This window comes from Exiguobacterium sp. s26 (assembly GCF_018618235.1).
In the GTDB taxonomy this organism is placed as follows: Bacteria; Bacillota; Bacilli; order Exiguobacteriales; family Exiguobacteriaceae; genus Exiguobacterium; species Exiguobacterium chiriqhucha.
Map to the genome: position 1 here is coordinate 245428 of NZ_JACSLS010000004.1, position 22674 is coordinate 268101.

Below are 22674 nucleotides of genomic sequence, written 5' to 3' on the forward strand. Positions count from 1 at the left end.
CCGGTTGTGGTTTTTTTATATCATTTTCTAATTGACAATGAGAATCGTTATCATCTATACTCAAGATGTAGCTCCCAAAAGCTTGACGTAACCGTTCCCCAAACTATTGCGTCACGTGGATTCCCCTCCACGACACTCTTTTTGAAAGCAATGCGACAACCCCCATTTGTTGCACCCAAATTTGCCATCCAAAAAACGAGCGGCTCTCCGACGGAGCCGCTCGTTTTTTCATGCGAAAATATCTTGCTCGATCTGTTTCAAGCCATAGAAGACACCGCGGGACCGCATCAGTTCATCATACGTTCCCGTCTCTACGACGCTACCGCCTTCCATGACGATGATGTGATCGAAGCGCTCGAGCCCGGTCAGGCGATGGCTGACCATGACGAGTGTCGATGACTCGGCACGGCGGAAGACTTCGGCGAACACGTCCGCCTCGGTCCGCGCATCGAGGGCCGACGTCGCTTCATCGAGAATCCAGAGCACCCCGTTCTTCAAGAGCGCCCGGGCGATGGCGAGCCGTTGCCGTTCTCCGCCCGACAAGTTCGCCCCTTTCTCGAGGACAGGCTCATCGAGTGAGAAACCGAGCCGGACGCTCGTGAGCGCCGCTTCCATCTCAGCGTCGGTGAACTCTCCGGCGAGCGCCAAGTTCTCGCGCACCGTCCCGAAGAAGAAGTGATTCTCTTGAAGGACGACGCTGGCTTCACGCCAAACCGATGCTTGGGTCACATCATCCAAGCGTTGCCCATTCAATCGGATCTCACCGGAATCAGGTCTGACGAAAGCGAGCAACAGTTGCAGGAGCGTCGATTTCCCTGAGCCGCTCGGCCCGACGATGACCGTCTTCGTTCCGCTTCGTAACGTCACATCCACGTCGCTCAGGACGTCGCGGTACGTATCCGGATAGCGATAGGTCACGCGCTCGAACGATACGTCTGGAGCGGATTCGAGTACCATGTCCGTCCGGGTGGCCTCGGCCGCGACGATTGCTTCACTCGGCTCGACGACTTCGAGCAGTCGATCGGCCGCTTGCTTGCTGTCGGCAAAGTGGCCTGGGAAGACCGCCATCGGTGTCGCGTTCTCAAACGCGGTGAGCGACATCATGATGAGCATGGCCAAAAATAGGCCGTTCAACTCGCCGTCGACGACGAGATACGCCCCGATGGCAAGAACACCCCACGAGACGAGCAGGGATGCCGCCACGACGAGTGACGAGTTGAAGAACTGATTCGTCACATCCCGCTTCTGCGCTTCGGCGTAACGGTCACTCTGTTCGAGCAGCTCGCCGCGTGTCCGTCCAAGTTGATGATGAAGCAACAAATCGCGATATCCGTACATCATCTCTGTCATCCCACTCGACAGGTCACCCCGTAAGGCGCGAAGCTCGCGGTCGTGCTTGGCACGGATTCGGGCGAAGAACGCCGGAATCAAAAAGCCGGTCACGAACACACCGAACAAAATCCAGAGGCTGACCCACATCGAGAAATACGTGACGAAAAAAATCGTACTCAAGAAGACGAGCACCAAGATAATCGGCGGATAGAATACCCGTAAAAAGTAGTTTTGCAAGCTCTCGACGTCACCGACGACGCGAGCGAGCAAATCTCCGCTCCGATACTTGGCAAAGATGCTCGGCACGAGCGGTTCGAGCTGGCGGTAAAACCGGACCCGCAACTCGCTCAAAATCGTGAACGTCGCCCGGTGCGAGGCAAGGCGCTCTTGATAACGCGCACTCGCCCGAATCACACCGAACAATTTAATCAAAACGACAGGCACCATGAGCGCATAGAGCGGCGGTACGAGACCGGCCCGTGAGACGAGGTAACCGCTCGCCGCGAACAAGGCGACGGCCGCGATGCCGGCCACGTACCCAAAGAAGATCGAGAGGACGATATCCTTCTTCTCGCGCATCATCCATTTCGTGATCGTCCAAAGTGAGTTCATCCTCTCACCCCTTTCTGTAGCGTGAACAAGTCAGCGTATTGCGGAACGCTGAGCAATTCGTCATGCGTACCTTGGGCGAGGAGCTTCCCATCGTCCATGAACCAAATCGCGTCCGCCTGCTTGATCGTATGCAAGCGATGCGCGACCGTGACAAGCGTCGCCTCGCGCGACAACTCCTCAATCGAGCGCCGAACGATTTGCTCCGTCACTAAATCGAGCCCTGTCGTCGGTTCATCGAACAAGATGATGCCCGGTCGTTTCAAGAAGGCGCGGGCCAAGGCGAGCCGTTGCCGTTCGCCTCCAGACAATCCATAACCGCCTTCACCGAGTTCGGTATGAATGCCGTTCGGCAATTGCGCGATGACATCGTTCAATCCGGCTGCATTCGCGGCTTCAAGGATGTTTATCTCGTCGGCCGTTTCCCCGAGGGCGATATTATCGGCGACGGTACCGGCGAACAAATACGGATTTTGTGAGATGTAGCCAATCGTGTCATACCATGACGAATCGGTGTATGTCTCGAGCGGTTCTCCGTCGACGAGGACACGTCCACTGTCCGGTTTCACGAGCCCGGACAACACGTTCAATACGGTCGTCTTACCGGACCCGCTCGCCCCGACGAGCGCCACGTGGGCACCGGCAGGAATCACACCGCTTAATGGATGCAGCGTAAAGCGTCCACCTTCATAGGCGAACGAGACGGCGTCGAGCTCGAGGTCGGGTGTCGGGCTCGTCAACGTCCGGTCGCCCCAGGTCAAGCGTTCATCCGGTGCATCGAGCGCCTCGAAAATACGGTCGGCCGCCCCCATGCTGCCTCGTCCGGTGTGGAACGCACCGCCGAGGTCTTTGATGGCCAAATAGTATTCCGGGGCCAAGACGAGAATCAAAAAGCCGGAGAAGAACGTCAAGTTCTCCCAGACGACCATTTGGAGCGCCACTTCGAGTGCGACGACGCCCGTGCTGAGCATCGAGATGAACTCGAGCATGAGACCCGACAGGAACGCCGTCTTCAAGACGACCATCGTCGCGTCGCGGAAATCGAGACTGCTCTTTTCAATCGCTTGCGCCTCACGCTCGGTCCGACCGTATAGTTTGAGCGTCGTTAATCCTTGCAACACGTCCAAGAACTTGCCGGAGAACTGATTCATTTTCTCCATCTGCTGTTCTGACTTCTTCTGGGTCGCAATCCCGATGATGATGAAGAAAATTGGGATGAATGGAGCCGTCACCATCATGATGACGCCTGAAATCCAATGTTGGCTGAAGACGACGACGAGAATGAGTAGTGGAATAATCGACGTTTGAATGACTTGCGGCCAATATTGGCTAAAGTAGGCATCGACTTCGTCGACCGCGTCCATGAACACGCTCACCTTTTTACCGGATTGACCGGATAGTGACGTCTCAATCGGATTCGACGTATAGCGGTCGAGCAATTGCAATCGGAGTGTTCGTTTCGCCTTTTCTGACAGGCTCGCTCCAATCCTCCCCGACATATAGCCGAAACCAGCTCGTGTGACGAGCGCGAGGATGAGCCACCCGAGCGTCGGAACGATGCTTTCAAACGATGCATTTTTTAAAAAGACTTGATCGACAATGTCGACAATCAAATAGGCTTGAGCTAAAATCGACAACCCGATCATCACTGCCGCGATGATGAGTCCGACGATATGGCGTTTTTCTGCTAAAGCGAGAGCTTGCAGTCGTTTCACTGCGTTCATCCTTTCTATCAATCAGGAGACTTTTTCTTTGTGAGGATTCTCACTAATTATACCTGATGCACCCTTGCAAGGCGAACGCTTCGCTTCCTCAGACATGCAAAAAACGCCACGTCCCACACGCGGCGCCATCACAGCGACTGTTCAAAATATTCAGGATGACCGATCATCAATTCCCGCGCATCAAATTGAAGCACGTCTTCTTTTCGCAACCGCGACAAGATGTTCGATACGGTCTCTCGTGACGTGCCCGACAAGCGCGAAATCTCAATCGTCGTGAACGGGCAGCGGACACGAACGCCCGTCGCTTCCGCCTCCCCGAGGTCTTCAATCAAGTAATGAATCGTGTTGAGCACCCGGTCGGTCGCACTCGGTGTGATGATGTCCTGGACACGGCGCTCGTGCAAATCGAGAATCCGGTTCATCTGTCCGACGATGTGGAGCAACATCGATGCGTTCCGCGAGACGAGTTGTTCGAATCGATCGGTCGGCATATAGATGACCTCGATATCGGTCAACGCCTCGGCTGAATGTTGATAGTACGGTTCCGTCAGCAAGCCGCGATACGGGAACAACTGCTTCGGTTTCAAGTAGTCCGTATATTGATGTGTCGCCGTCTCGTTGCAACGTTCAAGCTTCACATAACCGCTAATCAAGAAATAGACCCGTTCCCGGGGATCGCCCTCTATGAACAAGAGTTGACCTTTCCGATACGTGCGGCAATAGACATGCGGCAACAGCGCCTCGAGCTCTCGTGTGGCACATTTGGCGAACACATCAAGCTGTCTCAAATCGTCCACCGTCCATTTTGGTTTCATGTCGCATCCTCCAATCCATCTTGCCTCTCTTTTAAGTATAAAGCGACCTCTTATTGAAAACGCTTACAAAATCCGACGATTTTCTGACAAAAAAAGAAGGGCATGAACCGCCCCTCTTCGTCACAATAAAGTATTCAGTCGAGCATCAATTCCATGATCGCGTCTTGCAGGTCGCGATCGAGTTCGAGCGCATGTAAATCGAACAGCCATGCTTCGAGTCGCGTCTTCGCCGCCGCTGACCGGTATAACCGGTCTTTTAAATCGTATGAGATTTCCGCACGGTCCAAGAAGCGATACAACCGATCGAGACGATGGTCGTTCGCCGTCACATCGACCGGGAGTTCCACGGTCAGCTCGTCTCTGATCGGTCCGAGCTCGAGGCGAAGCGTCTGTGTCTCCCGTTTGTATTCACCAGACCCGGTCACCCCTCGAAGGAGCAACGTGACATGGCGGTCCACCGGTAACACAGACCGGTCACCTGTCACTTGGATATGAAGGCTCCGTTCCTCCCAATCGAGCGTGAACGTCGTCTCGGCGTAGGCTCCCGTCTCATAGCCACGGTCCTTCCCATTGTCTTCATAGAGCGTGAACGTGTTCGAGGCGCCTGGGAAGATGAGCACTTCCAAATCGGCCGGGTTGTCGGTATCGTTTCGACCCGAATGGTGTGGTGCCATCGGGATAATCGCCCCGGCTTTGGCGAACACCGCCTGATCTTCGAGCCCACGGAACATGCGAACCGATTTGTCTCCGCTGTAGCGATGACCCGTGAAGAAGTCGAACCAGTCGCTTTTCGGTAGCCAGACGTTCGTCGCCGCCACGTGGAGCTGTCGATTCATCGGTTCGACGATTGGGGAGACGATGAGTTCACTGCCGAAGTAATACTCATTCGGCACCTCATATGCCGCGTCTTCGTCCGGGTGCTCGTAATACATCGGTAAGACGAGCGGCAAGGCGCCGACATGATTTCGCCAGTTCATCGTATAGGTATATGGAATCAATTGATGGCGCAGACGCAGGAACGTCTTCATCGACCGTTCCGCCTCGAGACCGAAGCGCCACGGCTCCTTGCCGTTGAACGTACTCAATGTCGAGTGCAGTCGCATAATCGGGCTGAATACACCGAATGCGACCCAGCGCGCGGCGAGTTCATCATCTTTCGACCCACGATAATGGCCGCCGATGTCATGACTCCACCAGCCATAGCCGATATTGGCCGCCGTCGCTGTAAAGTATGGTTGGAAGGCCAGGGACGCCCACGAAATCAACGTGTCGCCCGAAAAACCGACCGGATACCGATGGCTGCCCGGCCCGGCGTAACGGGAGAAGATGAGCGGACGGTTGCCGTCACGGGCGATGTCGGCCGCATGATAGTGATTTAACATCCAGAGCGGGTCGAGCCCCTCCATTTTCGAGGTCGAGCCTTGTTGCCAGTCAATCCACCAAAAATCGACGCCGTCGACTTCATGCGGATGGTGCATCTGCTCGAAATAAGCTTGAATGAAGCGCTTATCAGAGAAGTCGAACGGAATGCGGTCACCCTGGGACGGGTCGATGCCCATCGCCTCGGCCATCGCCGTATACTGATCTTCGAAGGCACGCACGCCGTCCGCCGGGTGCAAGTTCAACGTGACGAGCAGACTCTCTTGTTTGAGCCACGTCAAGAAGCCTTTCGGGTCCGGGAACAGGTTTTTATTCCATGAATAACCCGTCCATCCGCTCCCGTATTCTTCGGGGACATCGGTGACGTGCCAATCCATGTCGATGACGCTGACCGAGAACGGGATGTCTTCTGTCTTAAACCGACGCATGAGTTCTTTATATTCCGTCTCGTCGTAGCGCCAATAGCGGCTCCACCAGTTGCCGAGCGCTTTTCGTGGCAACAGCGGCGTCGGGCCTGTCAGTTGATAGAAGTCACGCAGCGCCTGCTTATATTCATGTCCATATCCGAAGTAGTACAAGTCATGGATGTGTTTCCGTCTCGGTTCCACAAAACGGTCCTCGGTCATGATGAACGAATCGGAATCATCGATGACGGCATATCCTTGTTTTGAGGCGATGCCCTCACCGAGTTCCGTCGCCCCGTCGACATGGTCGAGCGTGCGCGCCGTCCCTTTCAACGTCCGCTCCGGTCCGTTAAATGTATAGCGGCTATAGTACGTACTGAAGTTCCCTTTCACATCGACGTAGAGCGTGTTCGGCGCGAACGGCCCTTTCGTGTAATAGAGGTGGACGTGCTCCGTGATGATTTGCAGTTCCGTCTCATCCTCGATCACGCGAAACTCCGGGACTGCGAACGCCCGGTTAAAGACGACTTGGGTCGGCCGGTCCTCGAACACTCCATCTTCCGCGTATTCCATCCGAATCAGTTGGCTCGTCAGTACCGTGAAGCGATAGCAGCTCCCTTGGACGATTGCTCGATTATCTGCCTGTGGTTTCATTTGTTGCGTATAGACGTTCTCCTCTTCAAATAGACGCATAAGCTCGAGCGTTACCGCTCTTCGTCACTCCCCTTCTAATTTGTGCAAACGTTTACACTCAAAATGATAGCAATGTCTAAATCGACATACAACATTCCTTCCCCATGTCGGACCATAAAAAACGACGAGCTACCAATTCAGAAAAAAAGCCACAGACGCTGTTGTCTGTGGCGTTGAGTTTATTGTTGGAGCGTCGCGGCGAGTCGGACGCGCGTCCCGACTTCGCCTCGGACCGCCGCAAGGGCTTGTTCGAGCGACGTGATGACGGCGACCCGGTCGTGGCCTGACTCGGCGAACTGAAGGGCGGCCCGAACTTTCGGCAACATACTGCCCGGTGCGAACTGGCCTTCGGCGATATACGTCTCGAGCTGTTCTTTCGTCGTCTCCTCGAGCGCCCGAGCCGACGGGGTCCCAAAATCGACGAATACGTGCTCGACGGCCGTCAAAATGAGGAGCATGTCGGCGTCGACGAGATCGGCGAGTTTCGCAGCGGCGAAATCTTTATCGATGACCGCCTCGACACCGACATAACCATCTGGTGTATCGATGACGGGAATCCCGCCGCCGCCAGAGGCGACGACGATGTGCTCATGGGCGACAAGGTCACGGATGACCGCGTGCTCGAGAATCGCCACTGGAAACGGACTCGGGACGACGCGGCGATAGCCGCGACCGGCGTCTTCTTTGAACACATAACCGGTCGTCCGTTCCATCTGCTGCGCTTCCGCCTCGTCGTAGAAGGGACCAATCGGCTTCGTCGGGTGACTGAAGGCACTATCGTTCGGGTCGACGACCGACCGCGTGACGATTGGCGCGACCGAACGTTCCAAACCGCGCGATCTCAGAGCTTTCGTGAGGGCATTCTCGAACCAATAGCCAATCATCCCTTGTGTCATCGCCCCGCAAACGTCGAGTGGCAAGGCCGGCGTCGCCGGACTATCTGACGCAGCCTGTTGCAACATCAAATTCCCGACTTGCGGCCCGTTCCCGTGGGTGATGATGACCTCAATCCCTTCGGCGACAAGCGCGGCCAGAGATTCAGCCGTCGCCTCGACGGCTCGAATTTGAGCCTCGGCCGTCGCATCTTTTCCTTGTTGAATCGCATTTCCACCTAGTGCGATGACTACTCGTTTATTCCGCATATTGGTTTCCCCCGATCAAAAGACTGAGATATTTCCTGAGACGATGCGCACGACGGCCAAGATGGCGAGCGCGGTCAAGACCCCGGCCACAATCCATTCCGTCTTCGTCAACGTCTTGATACCGTTCTCACGCTGTGCCTTGATATAGAGCAACGTACCTGGTGCGTACAGTAAGGTCGTCAAGAGCAGATAGTCGATTCCAGCCGCATAGATGAGCCAAATCCCGTAAATCGAGGCGACGGCTCCGATGATGAGGTCGCGAGTCCGGCGTTCACCGGCGTTATAGCCGATGCCGTTCTTCGCGACTTTGACTTGATAGAAGGCCGAGAAGACGTACGGAATCAAGATGGCGCTCGAAGCGAGCGAGAAAGCGAAATTATACGCCGCATCCGAGAACAGGAACGTGAAGAGGAACAATTGAATCAATCCGTTCGTGAGCCAGAGCGCGTTGGCCGGCGCGCTGTTCTTATTCTCTTTCGTGAACCATTTCGGGAACACGCCGTCTTTCCCGGCCACGAATGGAATCTCGGCGGCAAGTAACGTCCACCCGAGCCACGCCCCGAGGACAGAGATGACGAGACCGCCGTTGATGAGCATCGCGCCCCACGGTCCGACCGCCGACTCGAGCAAGTACGCCATCGCCGGTTGCGAGGCGTTCGCCACGTTCTCTGGATTCATGAGACCGAGCGACATGACCGAGATGAGCAGATAGATGACGAGTGTCCCGAGCAACCCGATGACCGTCGCTTTCCCGACGTCCGAGCGCTTGCGGGCCCGTCCGGATAAGACGACCGCCCCTTCGACACCGATGAACACCCATAGTGTGACGAGCATCGTCGAGACGACCTGGTCTCTCACACTACCCCATGAGAAACCACCCTGGCCCCAGAAATCGAACGTGAAATTATCGAGGTTGAAGAAGAATAAGGTGATGGTGATAAAAGCAAAAATCGGTACGAGTTTCGCAATCGTCGTGATGATGTTGATCATGGATGCTTCATGAATGCCTCGTAAAATGAGCGAATGAACGAGCCACAGCATAATCGAGGCGCCGATGATGGAGGCGATGTTTTGACCGCCTTCGAAGATTGGGAAGAAATAACCGACCGAACTGAACAGGAGCGTCGCATAGGCGACGTTACCAAGCCATGCGGAGAGCCAGTAGCCCCACGCCGAGTTGAACCCCATGAACTGACCGAAGCCGGCCCGGGCGTAACTGTACACCCCTCCGTCGAGGTCTGGACGACGCATCGTCAAATTTTGAAAACTGAGACCGAGTGCGATAATCCCGATTCCGGTGATGACCCACCCAATCAAAATCGCCCCCGCGTTCGCACCTTGGGCCAAATCGGCCGCCAAGTTGAAGGCTCCCCCGCCAATCATCGAACCGACGACGAGTGCCGTCAACGCCCCGAGCCCTAATCGTCGATCCTTTTTCTCCGGTTGTACGCCAGCCGTTCCACTTGAGTCATGCGCTATTTTCGTAGACATTGAACTCATCCCTTTCGTTTAGTACGAACCGGAGGGGAAACCCCTCCCGTCCGTCAGCGTTCAAGCCATTCGTTCGTGTCGGTGAGCGTCGCCGCCATCACAGCTTTAATCGTGTGCATCCGATTCTCCGCCTGATCAAAGACGAAGGAATGACGACTCCGGAACACCTCGTCCGTGACTTCCATCTCGGTCAGACCGTATTCGGCATGGATGGCTCGGCCAACCTCGGTCTCCAAGTCGTGGAAGGCTGGCAGACAGTGAAGGAACATGACGTCTGGATTATTCGTCTTCGTGAGCATGTCCATGTTCACTTGGTAAGGATGGAGCAACTTGATCCGCTCGGCGAATTCCGCCTCTTCGCCCATCGACACCCACACATCGGTGTAAATCACGTCGGCGTCGGCGACCGCTTCATCGATACTCTCGGTCAACGTAATTTTCGCTCCCGTCTCAGCAGCGACCGAGCGGGCAAAATCGACGACCTCATCTGACGGCCAGAGCGATTTCGGCGCGCAGATGCGCGTGTCCATCCCGACTTTGGCCCCACCAATCAAGAGCGTGTTGCCCATATTGTTGCGTCCATCGCCGACATAGACGAAGCGAATGCCAGACAACTCGCCTTTCTGTTCTTTGACGGTCAAGAAGTCGGCCAAGATTTGAGTCGGATGATATAAGTCCGTCAACCCGTTCCATACCGGGACACCGGCATCTTTGGCCAAACCTTCGACCGTCTCATGGGCGAACCCACGGAACTGGATGCCGTCGAACATACGTCCGAGCACGATGGCCGTGTCTCGCACCGATTCTTTTTTACCGAACTGGATATCCGATTTCCCGAGGTATTCCGGATGCATGCCGAGATCGATGGCCGCCACAGTAAACGCACAACGCGTCCGTGTCGATGGTTTTTCAAACAAGAGCGCCACGTTCTTCCCTTCACAGATGCGATGCGGGACGCCTTGTTGCTTTTGACGCTTGAAGGCGGCCGATAAATCGATCAAATAGTTCAACTCGTCTCCTGAAAAATCGTTCAATGATAGAAAATGACGGCCTTTCAAATCAAAGTTGTACGTTGTGGACATGCTCGTTTCCTCCTCGTTAAATGTCTTCGCGGATAATCGGACAGCTCATACAGCGTGGACCCCCACGACCACGCGACAGTTCACTCGACATGATTTCGATGACTTCGACGCCCTCGGAACGGAGCAACTCGTTCGAGACGTAGTTGCGGTCGTACGTGACGACGACGCCTGGGGCGATGGCGAGCGTGTTCGATCCATCGTTCCATTGCTCGCGGGCAGCGGCAATCGGGTCCCCGCCCCCACATGGAATTAAGACGATCTCATCGAGACCGAGTGCGGCTTTTAACACGTTCAACAGATCCGTATGCTGCGTGATGTGAAGTTCGCCTACGGCGTTCAACGTCAGTTCAAAGATATTCATCTTGCCTCCTGGACCTTGGATGAACGGATGAATCGTGAACTTGTCATGGTCGACCATCGTAAAGACCGTGTCGAGATGCATGAACGCGCGCGATTTCGGAATCTCGATGGCGATGACTTTCTTGAATGTACCGCCTTTTTTCAACAAGTTGAGGGCGACCCGTTCAATCCCTTGGGCCGTCGTTCGTTCGGAAATCCCGATGGCGACGACTTCCTTCGACAACACGAGCTCGTCCCCCCCCTCCATCGCGAAACGATAGTCGCGGTCCGACCAAATCGGGATGTCGTGTTTCGCGAATCGCGGGTGATAACGCATAATATATTGTGTGAACAACGATTCACGACGACGAGCCGGCTCTTTCATCCGGTTGATGGATAGCCCGTTGCCGATTGCTGCCGCCGGGTCACGGGTGAAGTATAAGTTCGGCATCGGATCGAGATAGAACGGATACGTGTCCTCAATCATCTCGTGTAAGTGGCGCCGTTTTTCGGGCTTAATCTCGGATTTCCGAATCCCGGCCATGACGGTCTCAATCAACTTTTCATTGTCGTAGGCGAGCAAATATTCTTTCAGCGTCTCGTACGAACCGTTGATATTTGATTTGGACTCTGACAAGATATCAGCGACGAAACGTTCACGGACACCCGGCAACGACAACGTCTCAGCCATTAAATTTTCTAGATAAAGCACTTCGACGCCTCGGTTTTGGAGCACGCTCGCAAAGTAATCGTGTTCTTTTTGAATGACTGGAAGATGAGGAATGTCGTCAAACAGGAGTCGTTCCAAATATTCCGGGGTCAAATTTTCGAGTTCGCGTCCTGGACGTTTTAAAAGGACGGTCCTGAGTTCACCAATTTCTGAATACACGTGGATCGGATGTTTCAGCGTAGTATCCCGTGCGGTTTGTTGATCCGTCATCGATATCATCTCGCTTCCTCCTTGTGATTCGGGTGTGTTGCTACCCTTACATTATCAACTTACCCATTTCCACGATGGGCAAGTCCGACGTTTGGACTGTGGTGGATTCCACAGAAAAGTGCATAGATCATGACGTGACATGAATGAACAATCACTCGAGAAACGGTGTGGCCCCTCGAATCGAGAGAAAGTGACGTATACACGCTGTATAGATTGTGAAAAAAATTCATAGCTTTTTTTTGATTTTGTTTGAGACCGCTCAAACTCGTGACATAATATAGACAAATGATGTGAAAAGGAAGTGAGTCGATGGCAATCGAACGTACAGAACGCGCCCGTCATGAAGCCCAAGTGACAGCGCTCATTCAAAAAGGGGGCCCGGTCGATTTCCGCGACGTGTTCCTCACCCTCCACCCTGGTGAACAGGCCGACCTGTTCATCGAACTTGAACGTCCGGCCCGTGAGTTCGTCTACGAGGCGTTATCCCCGGAAGCGTTCACCGACTTGTTTGAAAAACTTGAACTGGACGAACAGGAACAGTTCATTCAAGAGATGCCACGTCCGTTCGCCGTACGTGTGTTGAACGATATGTTCTCGGATAACGCCGCCGACTTGATGACCGAGCTCCCAGACGACTTCATGAACGAACTGTTCGAGTTGATGGACGAGACCGAGGCGACCGAGGTCAAAGACTTGATGCGCTATCCGGACGATACGGCCGGTGCCATCATGACGACCGAGTTTATCGTGTTGAAGGCGGACAAGACCGTAGGTGCGACACTCGAAGACTTGCGCGAACTTGGACCGGAAGCCGAGACAATCTATTACCTGTACGTCATCGACACCGATCGCCGGCTCGTCGGCGTCGTCTCGCTACGCGACTTGATCGTCTCCCCGCTCGACGTGCAAATCGCGGACATCATGGGCCGGCGCGTCGTGTCGGCCCACGTCCTCGCCGACCAGGAAGACTTGGCCCGGACCGTTCAGAAGTATGACTTATTGGCCCTGCCTGTCATCGACAGCGAGGACCATCTGCTCGGGATCATCACGGTCGACGATGTCATGGACGTCATCGAACGCGAGACGACCGAGGATTTCGAAGAGCTGTCGGCGACGAAAGGTTCGTCGGACATCAACATGGGACCGGTCGAGGCGGCGATGAAGCGCGCGCCATGGATTATTAGCCTCATGTTCCTCGGGATGATCACTGCGTCGACAATCGGTGGTTTCGAGGACACGCTCGAAACGATCGTCTTGCTCGCCGTCTTCATGCCGCTCGTCATGGGTTCGGCCGGTAACGCCGCCACCCAATCGCTCGTCGTCGCCGTCCGCTCAATCGCGCTCGGGACGATTAATCGAAAGAACGTGTTGAAGATGATTCGTCGTGAGTTCGGGACGGGCGTCTTGCTCGGTCTCGCCTGTATGGTCGTCATCTTCGGCGTCATCACCGTCCTCTATGACAGTGCCTTAATCGGCATAATCGTCGGTCTGTCGATTTTTGCGTCGCTCAGCGTGGCGACCATCGTCGGGACGCTCGTGCCGCTCTTGATCAATCGATTGAAACTCGATCCAGCCGTCGCGTCGGGTCCGTTCATCACAACAGTCGTCGACAATCTCGGCTTAATCATTTATTTCACGGTCGCGACTTCGTTGCTTCGCTTTTTTTGACACCTGACCTCTCAGGTGTCTTTTTTTGTTGTGAGGTTTGTTACAGTTCTTTTACAAAAGAGAAAACGGGAAATAATCATACTTCGTGAAGGGTAGTTATGAAAAAGTACTTATAAATAAGAAGAAGTTGAGGGAGGGAATGTCGTTGACCATTCAACAAGTTGTTTACATATTAATCACAGGGGCCTTATTCATGGGGCTCGTCGCTTACGTGTCTTATCGCATGACGAAAGGGAAAGTCGAGAGTGCCGACGACTACTTCTTGGCAGGACGGGGGCTAACCGGCATCTTTATCGCCGGATCACTCTTATTGACGAACTTGTCAGCCGAGCAGTTGATCGGCTTAAACGGGCAATCGTTCGCCGGCAACATGTCAGCCATGGCGTGGGAAGTCACAGCCGGAATCGCCGCCATCATCATGGCGCTCTTTTTACTGCCGCGTTTTCTCGGAATCGGGATTTCGACGATCCCTGAATTTTTGAGCCAACGGTATGACGAGGACGTCCGCCGCTTGACGGTCCTGTTGTTCTTGTTCGGCTATATGTGCGTCACGATCCCATCGATGCTCTATTCCGGCGGATTGGCCGTCCTGCAACTGTTTGACGTACCGGAATTACTCGGAATCAGCTTCGAGCAGTCGCTCTGGCTCGTCATTTGGTTCATCGGGATTATCGGAGCCGTTTACGCCATTTTCGGTGGTCTCCGCGCCGTCGCCGTCTCCGACACGTTGAACGGGATCGGATTAATCATCATCGGTTTCCTCGTCCCGACGCTCGGCTTCATCGCGCTCGGTGACGGCAACCTCGTCGATGGGATGAAGACGATTGCAACCGAGAATCCAGAGAAACTGAACGCGATCGGTTCAGAGAACGATTCCGTTCCGTTCTTGTCCATCTTCACGGGGATGATTTTTGCGAACTTGTTTTATTGGGCGCTCAATCAATATGTCATCCAACGGGCACTCGGGGCGAAGAACTTGGCCGAGGGTCAAAAAGGGGTACTTTTCACCGGTTATTTGAAGTTGCTCGTCCCGATTTTCATGCTGCTTCCAGGGATTATCGCGTTCCATTTGTATGGCACGAACGTCGATAAGGCGGACCTCGCTTATCCGAGCTTGATTGCCGACTTGTTGCCGATGTGGCTCATGGGCTTCTTCCTCGCCGTCTTGCTCGGTGCCGTGTTCAGCTCGTTCAACTCGTTGCTCAATAGTATCGCCACCTTATTCGTGCTCGATATTTATAAGCCGAAGTTCAAACCGGACGCGTCTGACAAAGATTTGATTCGTGTCAGCAAATGGTTCGGGACGTTCGTCGCGCTCGTCTCGTTCTTCGTCGCTCCGAACTTGATGTACGCACCGGACGGACTGTGGGACTTGATTCGCCGCTTCACCGGTTTCTTCAATATCCCGATTCTCGTCATCGTCTTAATCGGGATGCTCGTGAAGCGCGTACCGCCGATTGCCGCGAAACTCGTCATCGGCTTCCACGTCGTCACGTATTACTTCCTCGTCTGGGGAACGGAGCAGTGGTTCGGCTTCGACCTTGGCATCAACTTCATTCACATTTACGGGATTTTGTTCGTCCTCGAAACGACCATCATGCTCGTATTCGCAAAAGTTCGACCGATGCAACACATCAATCCGATTCGCATCGATCTTGGCCGCGTCAAGCCATGGCGTCATGCAATTTCGACTTCCATCATCCTTGTCGCGTCGATGATTTTCGTCTACTTCGTCTTCTCACCGATCGGTCTCGCCTATGCGGACGGGATTGTCTCGAGCTGGTTCTGGCCGGCGACCATCGCCTTGTTCGTTGTGACGGGTGGCCTCGTTTGGGCGTCCTATCGCTACTGGCTCCCGAGATATGAGGTTTACTTGACGAATCTCGGTACGACGGACACTGACCGTGAAGAAGCGATTGGTGAATAATCAGCGTCTCCTCCGCCTTTGACGGAGGAGACATTTTTTTGTGTGGTTAGGGATTGATTGGCCGTATGCTATGCTAAAAACACTAGACAAACTTTCGGAGGTGCCCGATGAACAAGCTTTTGGACGACGACTTTACTGACCTTCCCATTAAACCTGATTTTTCTGGATCGGCGCTCGTCATGCGACAGAACGACATCCTGTTCGACCATCAACAAGGTTATGCGAATCGGGCGGAACGCATCGAAAATCGAACGTCGACCCGATTCGGTATCGCTTCGGGCTGTAAGTTGTTCACGGCCATCGCCGTCTGCCAGCTCATCGAACAAGACAAGTTGGCATTCACATCGACGCTCGGCGAATGCCTCACCATCGATTTTCCAACGTTCGATCCGGCCGTGACAGTCGAACAGTTGCTCACTCACACGTCCGGCATCCCCGATTATTTCGACGAGTCTGTCATGGACGATTTTGAGGAATTGTGGCGGCAACGTCCGATGTATCACATCAGGCAGCTACGTGACTTTCTTCCGATGTTCCAACACGAGCCGATGCGACAAGAACGAGGCGTGTTTCAATATAATAATGCCGGTTATATCTTGCTCGGCCTCATCGTCGAACAAGCGAGCGAGTTGATGTTCTCGAACTATATCGAACGATTCGTGTTCAAGCCGGCCGACATGACCGATTCGGGGTACTTCTCCCTCGATGCCTTACCAGCGCACACGGCGCTCGGGTATATCGACAATGTGGACGGCTCTTGGCGGACGAACCACTATTCGATTCCCGTCAAAGGCGGCGCGGACGGCGGCGCGTTCGTGACGGCACAAGATATGGCCAAACTTTGGAGCGCCCTGCTCGGTCATCGCCTGCTTGGGGAGGCGATGACGTCACGGTTGCTCACGCCTCACGTGCCAGTGAACGAAACAGGCGCACATTATGGCTACGGTCTGTGGATTCAATTGGACGCGAATCGACACGTCTTCAAATATCATGTCATGGGTTATGACCCCGGCGTCAGTTTTCATTCTGCTTACTACCCGGCCACAGACATCGTCTCGGTCGTCTGTTCGAACGAGTCAGACGGGGCGTTCGACCTCATGAAAGTCATCGAACAGAAAGCAGGTGTGTCTTCTTGAATATCCGCCCATACGAAGAACGTGACTTCGAACAGATTCAAGCGTTGAATGAAGCGGAAGGTTGGAGTCAACTCGTCCGACAACACGAGTTGACGAAACAGGCGTGGCGGCAATCGAACGTCGCCTATGTCGTCGAGTCAGAAGGACAGGTGATCGCCTACTTGCGTGGATTGACCGACACGACCGTGAGCCTGTACGTGTGCGAACTGCTCATCGCGGCCTCGCACCGTCGCCTCGGGATTGGCGAGCGACTGCTGTCACACGTGCATGCGCTCTACCCCGAAACGCGCCTCGAGATGCTCGCGAGCGCTTCATCCCACACGTATTACGAGAAATTGAATTTCCGTCCGTTTTACGGATATCGGAAGACGATTCACGAATAGGAGGAACTGCCATGAAACTAGCTATTGTGACCGGTGCATCGCGCGGCCTCGGCCGTGCCATCGCCGAGGAATTATTGAAGCGTGATTATGAGGTCGTCAATTTTTCACGGACGCAGGCGACCGATGCCTCGTTCCGTCACGTCAAGGTCGACTTAGCCGATCCGACAAGCACACTGGCCGCGATTGGACAGATGAAGCCGCTCATCGAGACGGCAACGTCCTTGCTCGTCGTCCAAAATGCGGCGTTGATTGAACCGATTCACCGGGCCGGTCAAGTGGATGATGCGCAGCTTATCGCCCACGTCCAAGCCAATCTGCTCGCCCCGATGCTCTTGACGAACGCGGTGCTCGCGTACGACTTGCCCGTCTCGCTCATCCATGTGACCTCAGGGGCCGCCAAGCGCCCCATCTCGGGCTGGAGCGCCTATTGTGCGACGAAAGCCGGGCTCGACCATTTCACGGAGACGGTCGCCCTTGAATTGACCGGGACGGACGACAAGGTCGCCTTGTTCAATCCAGGCGTCATGGACACCGCGATGCAGGAAAGCATTCGGGCCTCGTCAGAAGACGCGTTCCGTGACGTTGAACAGTTCCGCTCCTATGTGACGGAAGGACGATTGCGCACCCCTGAGACGGTTGCCCGCATTTTGGCGAAACACTTGCTAGACGAGCCGTTCGAGAATGGCAAGACGTATTCGGTGTATGACCTAGACTGATTTTTCACCTGGTATAAAATTCAGCCACCCTTTTTAGGTTCAACCGCCTACACTAGAGACAGATGAAATGAGAAAGGGTGGCTAAGTCATGAAGACGATTGCAGGAGGATTATTATTTTTCGGCTTGTTCAGTCTCGGATTGTCGTTCACGATGATTGGGGACACGGCGATTGTCGGAGCGATGGTGAGCGGTGTCGCCATCTTATGTAGCGTCGGGCTTTGGTTCGGAGCGACAGAAGTAACGCGCATCCGTGTTGCTCTCCTCGACAGCAAAAAAACGTCTTTCCCTGAATGAGGGAAAGACGTTTTTGGATTCATTGATTGTCTTCTTCTTCGTAATCATCATCAGCATATTCCTCGAAATCATACTCTTCGAAGTCCGCTTCATCGATAAAGATGTCGCGGTCATTGACGACGTGAATCGGACCGTTGGCCACATCGATTCGAATCGTCCATGCCCATGGAATGCGCAATCGGCTATAAACGCCTGTCCAGAATTCCATCGATTCTTGCTCGTATCGTTCGAACTCTGCCAGCAACTCTTTAAAGGTTACCCCTGACAACTGAAAGTTTGAGTCTTGGATTCGCTCGAGCGCATTATGTGTCGCCTCGAGTTCCGCCGCACGTACCATCTCTTCGGCCGTTGCCATCTCAAGAATGGTTCCATCCGGTGGCAGAATGTCGTATACGTTAAACAATTCGCCTTCTTCTACTTCTTCTACTTCTTCATCAAACTCATAGTCGTCGTGCCGCATGCTTCATTCCTCCTCACTCTAGTTGAATCTCTTTCATTGTACCATTCCACTCCCTGTTAGAACGAAACATTCGTGTATATATTTTGGCAGGTAGGGAATGATAACAAAGGAATAGAATACGTATCAGCGAAAGGGGCCAATTGACCATGAACGAATCATTTCAAGCACTCGTCCTCGACAAAAAAGACGACCGTCTCCATTCCACGGTGACCGACGTCAAATTCGACGCCCTTCCGAGAGAAGAAGACGGCAACGTCCTCGTCGAAGTCCATTATTCAGCGCTCAACTACAAAGACGCTCTCGGGCTGACCGGATCCGGCAAAATCGTCAGTCATTATCCGTTCATCCCCGGGTGCGAGTTCGTCGGGAAAGTCGTTGAATCCGACCATCTCAATTTCAAAGCCGGCGACGATATCATTGCGACCGGTTTCGGCATCGGCGAACGACATTTCGGTGGCTTCAGCCGTTACGCTCAAGTCCCTGGGAACTGGCTCATCAAACTACCGAAAGGCATGGCGCTGCGAGATGCAATGACAATCGGAACGCCAGGACTTACCGCCATGTTCGCTGTTGAGGCGCTCGAACACGAGGGTGTACATCCTGGTCAAGAAGTACTTGTGACCGGTGCTTCCGGGGGAGTCGGCAGTTTTGCCATCGCCTTGCTCCACAAGCTCGGCTATCACGTGATTGCCTCGACCGGCAAACAAGACCCGGCGTATTTGCGCGACCTCGGTGTCGAGAACGTGATGGCCCGAAGCGAGCTCGAAGGACCGGCCCGACCGCTGGATGAACAGCGGTTCGATGCTGCCATCGACTCGGTCGGAGGCGAGACGCTCGGTAATATCCTCAGCCGAACGCGCTATGAAGGGACGGTCGTTGCGTGTGGGCTTGCCGGTGGCCATGAGCTCCACACGACCGTCTATCCGTTCATCTTACGAGGCGTACGGCTCATCGGCATTGATTCGGTCATGCAACCCATCGTACGTCGTCTGAAGGCGTGGGAACGATTGGATGAGCTGCTTGATTCTAACGTGCTCAACCATATGATTCATGAGATTCCGTTGCATGACGTCCCTCGCCACGCTGAGGCGATGATGCGCGGCGAACTGAGCGGCCGGACCGTCGTTCGGATCCATGACTAACAAACAGGGCTGAATCCATCGATTCAGCCCTGTCCCTGTATTCTCCATGGTGGTGGAATTATAAAGTGAATCCGGCTGGTGCGTCTTTGACGACGACAATCACCTTGCCTTGGTCTAATTTTTTCTCGAGTTGGTCCGCTTCTGTCGATGAGAAGCCGAGCTGTTCGAATTGGGCTCGGAGCTCGTCCCCTTTTTTACGGAATACATTTTTCGCGGCCGTCCCCAGGCCGACGTCTGATGCCGATACTGTATTCGCGTCGGCGTTATCGGCCACACGATCGGTCCGGTCATCATCGTGGGTGACGACATAAATGTGCTTGTCCTCAATCCCTTTCGCTTTCATCGATTGAATGGCGGTCACAACTTCTTCATCATTTGTGAACTCTTTGTACAAAACTGACATGTGTAGTTCCCTCCTTCGATAGCGTTACAGTAAGAGTAATTACCTTCTTTTGCAAAAATTACACATTAAAAAACGATGACAGCTGTCATCGTTTCGTTAAACGGCCGGTTCTTGGCCTTTTAATTTTTTTAATTCATCGAGCAAAATGTCCGATTCGTTGAACGGAATCGACTCTTGTCCGACTCGTTCGACGTGGTCATGACCTTTTCCGACGACGACGATCCGTTTCCCGACGAGCGCTTGTTGCGCTGCATGGCGCAAGGCATCTCGCCGTTCCTCGAACGTCACGTAATGCGTGTTCGAATCAACACCTTCGAGCAATCCATCGATGATGTGCCTCGGGTCTTCCGTCCGCACGTCATGTACTGTCACGATTAAATCGTCTGAATAGCGGCTCGCGATTCGACCCATCTCTGCCCGCTTCGTCGGATCTCGGTCTCCGGCCGCACTCAAGACGACCACGAGCTCTCGCTCACCTTGCTGAAGCGTCGACAAACATTTTTCGAGTCCGTCCGGCGTATGGGCATAGTCGATATAAATCTCGCCATCTTCCGTATCAAGTCGCTCGAGACGACCTTTTGGAAGCGTGAGTCCTGGCACGTTGGCGATGATGGAGCGCAACATCAGTTCCGACGTCGAGACGAGACCGATGGCCGCAGCCAGGTTGGCGGCGTTGAATGCGCCCATGAAGCGGACCGGCGCCTCAATCGTCAGTGCGTTCATTTTGACGACTACCGTTTGGTCATGCCAAATGACTTGGATATCGGCCGGTACGTCGGCATGCGTGCTATACATGATACGTCGACGGGTCGGGGCAAACGCGGCCATCGTCTTACTGGCCGGGTCTTCGGCGTTCAAAATAATGGCGTCCCCGTCTGTCGTTTCGACTTGTTCGAATAATCGGGCTTTGGCCCGGGCGTACTCGTCCATTGAGCGATGGTAATCCAAGTGGTCATGCGTCAAGTTCGTGAACGCCGCCGCGTGAAATCGGACGCCTTCGACACGTCCTTCCATCATTGCATGCGAGGAGACTTCGACGACACAGTCGGTCACGCCGGCATCCGCCATCTCGGCCAAAATACGATGTAAGACGACGGCTTCCGGCGTCGTATTTGGTGTTTTTAATGTTTGATCTCTATAACGTGCTCCAATCGTACTGACAATCCCGACCGGCCGTCCGGACAGACGAAATAAATCATATGTCAATGTCGCGGTCGTCGTTTTGCCATTCGTACCGGTGACACCGTAAATACGCATCCGATGTGAGGGGTGGTCATAAAAGGCACTGGCCACCACGCCGGCTGTCCGCTTCGTGTCCGCGACGACAAGGTTCGGCACCTCAAGATCAAGCGGGTATTCCGAGATGACAGCAACCGCTCCTTTGGAGACGGCATCCTCAGCGAATTCATGTCCGTCCACCGTATAACCGCGGATACAGATAAATAAATTCCCTGGACTGACCTTTCTGGAATCTGTCTCAATTCCGGTCACCCATGGATCGCGTTCGATGTCATCCATCTCATTTTCTAGAATGGCGGATAAACGTTTCGTCCTCATGCTGTGTACTTCCTTTCTCATGGGTGTCGCTAGGTTCGCAAACCTTATCGTCATGGTACTAGATATTAGGCTGTAATGGAGATGACAAATATATTACTTCCCTTTTTACGTGCAATGCAATCGCCCAACCAAAAAATTCCTAGTCCAGGACGGGACTAGGAATGTATTTCGCTGTCGGTGAACCGAAGTCCTTGCTCATGAAGCGCGGTTTCCAAGATTCGCAGCACACTTGGCCCGACCCCATGTAAGGCCGCAATCTCTTGCTTCGTATACGTGGCCAACTGTTCGAGCGTATCGATATAGGCGGCCTTGAGCGCCCGTTCGGCCGGCGCCGAACATTTCGGAAGTGGTGTCATCCAATTCCCTCCTCTCGTCCTGAATCTCGTTCGATCGTCGGGAGACAGGCGAGGACACGTTCCATACAAAATGTCCGACGGGCCTTCTTGCGTATATCCCACGCGACAAGTCGATCGCCTTGTAGCTTCATCAGTTTGACGCGTCGCTTTGAAATGACCCCGTTCCGATCGATATACACCATTTCTACGACTTGTCCGTTCCGCATCCAACGCATGACCTCTTGCCTCATCTGATTTCCCTCCTTTTGTTACCTTTATTATATCGAACATTTGTTCGTAACTCCAGTCTAGAGGTGTGCGTTTGAGCGATTTGCCGTATGCTAGAAGAAATGAATCTTTTGCGAAAGGGGTTTACCCGATATGACCTATTTGCTGTTGGCCGTTTTGGCCATCGTCTTATTCATTTCCATGATTTATGCGGCCAAAGCCTTGCCAAATTTAAGCAATGTTTTATTCAACCGCGGCAGCCTGTTCGGTCAAGACACCGAGACCGTCACGTGTCCGAACTGTAAGAAAACGTTCAAACGGTCCGGCGGGAACACACAGACGTGCCCGCACTGTTATACGTCGTTTTAACTACAAAACAGCCAACATTCCGCTCATCAGCGGAACATTGGCTGTTTTTGAATGTGCTCGAATCGGAAAGTAACCGTTTACGTTCACCTTATAAGTGAAATAAG

General features: G+C 53.8%; 21 protein-coding genes. 8 read left to right on the forward strand and 13 right to left on the reverse strand.

Going from position 1 to position 22674, the window contains the following annotated elements; all coding sequences use genetic code 11:
- Positions 1 to 228: 228 nt before the first annotated feature.
- From cydC to arcA, 8 genes are all read right to left on the reverse strand, one after another.
- Entirely contained in the window at positions 229 to 1944 is a 1716-nt protein-coding gene (gene cydC / locus KNP82_RS08335) for a thiol reductant ABC exporter subunit CydC (protein WP_214716393.1), read from the reverse strand.
- Positions 1941 to 3665 (reverse strand): thiol reductant ABC exporter subunit CydD, encoded by a 1725-nt coding sequence (cydD, locus tag KNP82_RS08340; protein ID WP_214716395.1) that lies wholly within the window; start codon positions 3663 to 3665, stop codon positions 1941 to 1943. Before cydD ends, cydC begins: the two co-directional genes overlap by 4 nt.
- Before the next feature lie 128 nt (positions 3666 to 3793).
- Positions 3794 to 4480 carry a Crp/Fnr family transcriptional regulator gene (locus KNP82_RS08345; RefSeq protein WP_214716397.1) on the reverse strand — a complete coding sequence of 229 codons (687 nt, stop codon included), beginning with the start codon at positions 4478 to 4480 and terminating at the stop codon, positions 3794 to 3796.
- A gap of 134 nt (positions 4481 to 4614) precedes the next feature.
- Positions 4615 to 6957, reverse strand: coding sequence for a glycoside hydrolase family 31 protein (locus KNP82_RS08350; protein ID WP_214827570.1), 2343 nt, complete (start codon positions 6955 to 6957; stop codon positions 4615 to 4617).
- A gap of 179 nt (positions 6958 to 7136) precedes the next feature.
- Entirely contained in the window at positions 7137 to 8099 is a 963-nt protein-coding gene (gene arcC, locus KNP82_RS08355; RefSeq protein WP_029594557.1) for a carbamate kinase, read from the reverse strand.
- 15 nt (positions 8100 to 8114) lie between these two features.
- Positions 8115 to 9590 (reverse strand): arginine-ornithine antiporter, encoded by a 1476-nt coding sequence (gene arcD / locus KNP82_RS08360; RefSeq protein WP_214715650.1) that lies wholly within the window; start codon positions 9588 to 9590, stop codon positions 8115 to 8117.
- A 53-nt stretch (positions 9591 to 9643) separates the two neighbouring features.
- On the reverse strand, positions 9644 to 10672 hold the full coding sequence (argF, locus tag KNP82_RS08365) for an ornithine carbamoyltransferase (protein WP_214827571.1): 1029 nt from the start codon (positions 10670 to 10672) through the stop codon (positions 9644 to 9646).
- A 16-nt stretch (positions 10673 to 10688) separates the two neighbouring features.
- The gene (arcA, locus tag KNP82_RS08370) at positions 10689 to 11918 is read right to left on the reverse strand and encodes an arginine deiminase (protein ID WP_029594553.1); all 1230 of its coding nucleotides are present in this window, start codon (positions 11916 to 11918) and stop codon (positions 10689 to 10691) included.
- Between the two features lie 342 nt (positions 11919 to 12260).
- On the opposite strand from arcA, the gene mgtE reads away from it, so the two are divergent.
- The 6 genes from mgtE to KNP82_RS08400 all read left to right on the forward strand — a co-directional run bounded on the left by mgtE (position 12261) and on the right by KNP82_RS08400 (position 18076).
- Positions 12261 to 13619: a magnesium transporter gene (gene mgtE, locus KNP82_RS08375; RefSeq protein WP_214827572.1), complete on the forward strand. Its 1359-nt coding sequence runs from the start codon at positions 12261 to 12263 to the stop codon at positions 13617 to 13619.
- Between the two features lie 145 nt (positions 13620 to 13764).
- Complete coding sequence (locus KNP82_RS08380) at positions 13765 to 15546, forward strand: solute:sodium symporter family transporter (protein ID WP_058765098.1); 1782 nt, start codon at positions 13765 to 13767, stop codon at positions 15544 to 15546.
- 107 nt (positions 15547 to 15653) lie between these two features.
- Positions 15654 to 16682, forward strand: coding sequence for a serine hydrolase domain-containing protein (locus KNP82_RS08385; RefSeq protein WP_214827574.1), 1029 nt, complete (start codon positions 15654 to 15656; stop codon positions 16680 to 16682).
- Entirely contained in the window at positions 16679 to 17065 is a 387-nt protein-coding gene (locus KNP82_RS08390; RefSeq protein WP_138858658.1) for a GNAT family N-acetyltransferase, read from the forward strand. The genes KNP82_RS08385 and KNP82_RS08390 overlap by 4 nt, the downstream gene beginning before the upstream one ends.
- 11 nt (positions 17066 to 17076) lie before the next feature.
- The gene (locus KNP82_RS08395; protein ID WP_214756028.1) at positions 17077 to 17781 is read left to right on the forward strand and encodes an SDR family NAD(P)-dependent oxidoreductase; all 705 of its coding nucleotides are present in this window, start codon (positions 17077 to 17079) and stop codon (positions 17779 to 17781) included.
- A gap of 88 nt (positions 17782 to 17869) precedes the next feature.
- Positions 17870 to 18076: a hypothetical protein gene (locus KNP82_RS08400; RefSeq protein WP_034779520.1), complete on the forward strand. Its 207-nt coding sequence runs from the start codon at positions 17870 to 17872 to the stop codon at positions 18074 to 18076.
- 19 nt (positions 18077 to 18095) lie between these two features.
- Here the strand turns inward: KNP82_RS08400 and KNP82_RS08405 are convergent, their stop codons facing one another.
- Positions 18096 to 18536: a hypothetical protein gene (locus KNP82_RS08405; RefSeq protein ID WP_214827577.1), complete on the reverse strand. Its 441-nt coding sequence runs from the start codon at positions 18534 to 18536 to the stop codon at positions 18096 to 18098.
- 146 nt (positions 18537 to 18682) lie between these two features.
- Here KNP82_RS08405 and KNP82_RS08410 point away from each other — a divergent pair, with 146 nt between their 5' ends.
- Positions 18683 to 19678 (forward strand): MDR family oxidoreductase, encoded by a 996-nt coding sequence (locus KNP82_RS08410; protein WP_214827580.1) that lies wholly within the window; start codon positions 18683 to 18685, stop codon positions 19676 to 19678.
- Between the two features lie 58 nt (positions 19679 to 19736).
- Here the strand turns inward: KNP82_RS08410 and KNP82_RS08415 are convergent, their stop codons facing one another.
- The 4 genes from KNP82_RS08415 to KNP82_RS08430 all read right to left on the reverse strand — a co-directional run bounded on the left by KNP82_RS08415 (position 19737) and on the right by KNP82_RS08430 (position 22224).
- Positions 19737 to 20081: a YflT domain-containing protein gene (locus KNP82_RS08415; RefSeq protein ID WP_029594538.1), complete on the reverse strand. Its 345-nt coding sequence runs from the start codon at positions 20079 to 20081 to the stop codon at positions 19737 to 19739.
- Positions 20082 to 20177: 96 nt separating this feature from the next.
- Positions 20178 to 21638, reverse strand: coding sequence for a UDP-N-acetylmuramoyl-L-alanyl-D-glutamate--2,6-diaminopimelate ligase (locus tag KNP82_RS08420; protein WP_029594537.1), 1461 nt, complete (start codon positions 21636 to 21638; stop codon positions 20178 to 20180).
- A gap of 155 nt (positions 21639 to 21793) precedes the next feature.
- Positions 21794 to 21994: a helix-hairpin-helix domain-containing protein gene (locus KNP82_RS08425; protein ID WP_029594536.1), complete on the reverse strand. Its 201-nt coding sequence runs from the start codon at positions 21992 to 21994 to the stop codon at positions 21794 to 21796.
- A complete protein-coding gene (locus KNP82_RS08430; RefSeq protein WP_029594535.1) occupies positions 21991 to 22224 on the reverse strand; it encodes a hypothetical protein in 234 nt (77 codons plus the stop codon). Before KNP82_RS08430 ends, KNP82_RS08425 begins: the two co-directional genes overlap by 4 nt.
- A 130-nt stretch (positions 22225 to 22354) precedes the next feature.
- Here KNP82_RS08430 and KNP82_RS08435 point away from each other — a divergent pair, with 130 nt between their 5' ends.
- Positions 22355 to 22570 carry a hypothetical protein gene (locus tag KNP82_RS08435; RefSeq protein WP_251128688.1) on the forward strand — a complete coding sequence of 72 codons (216 nt, stop codon included), beginning with the start codon at positions 22355 to 22357 and terminating at the stop codon, positions 22568 to 22570.
- The last annotated feature ends 104 nt before the right edge of the window (positions 22571 to 22674 follow it).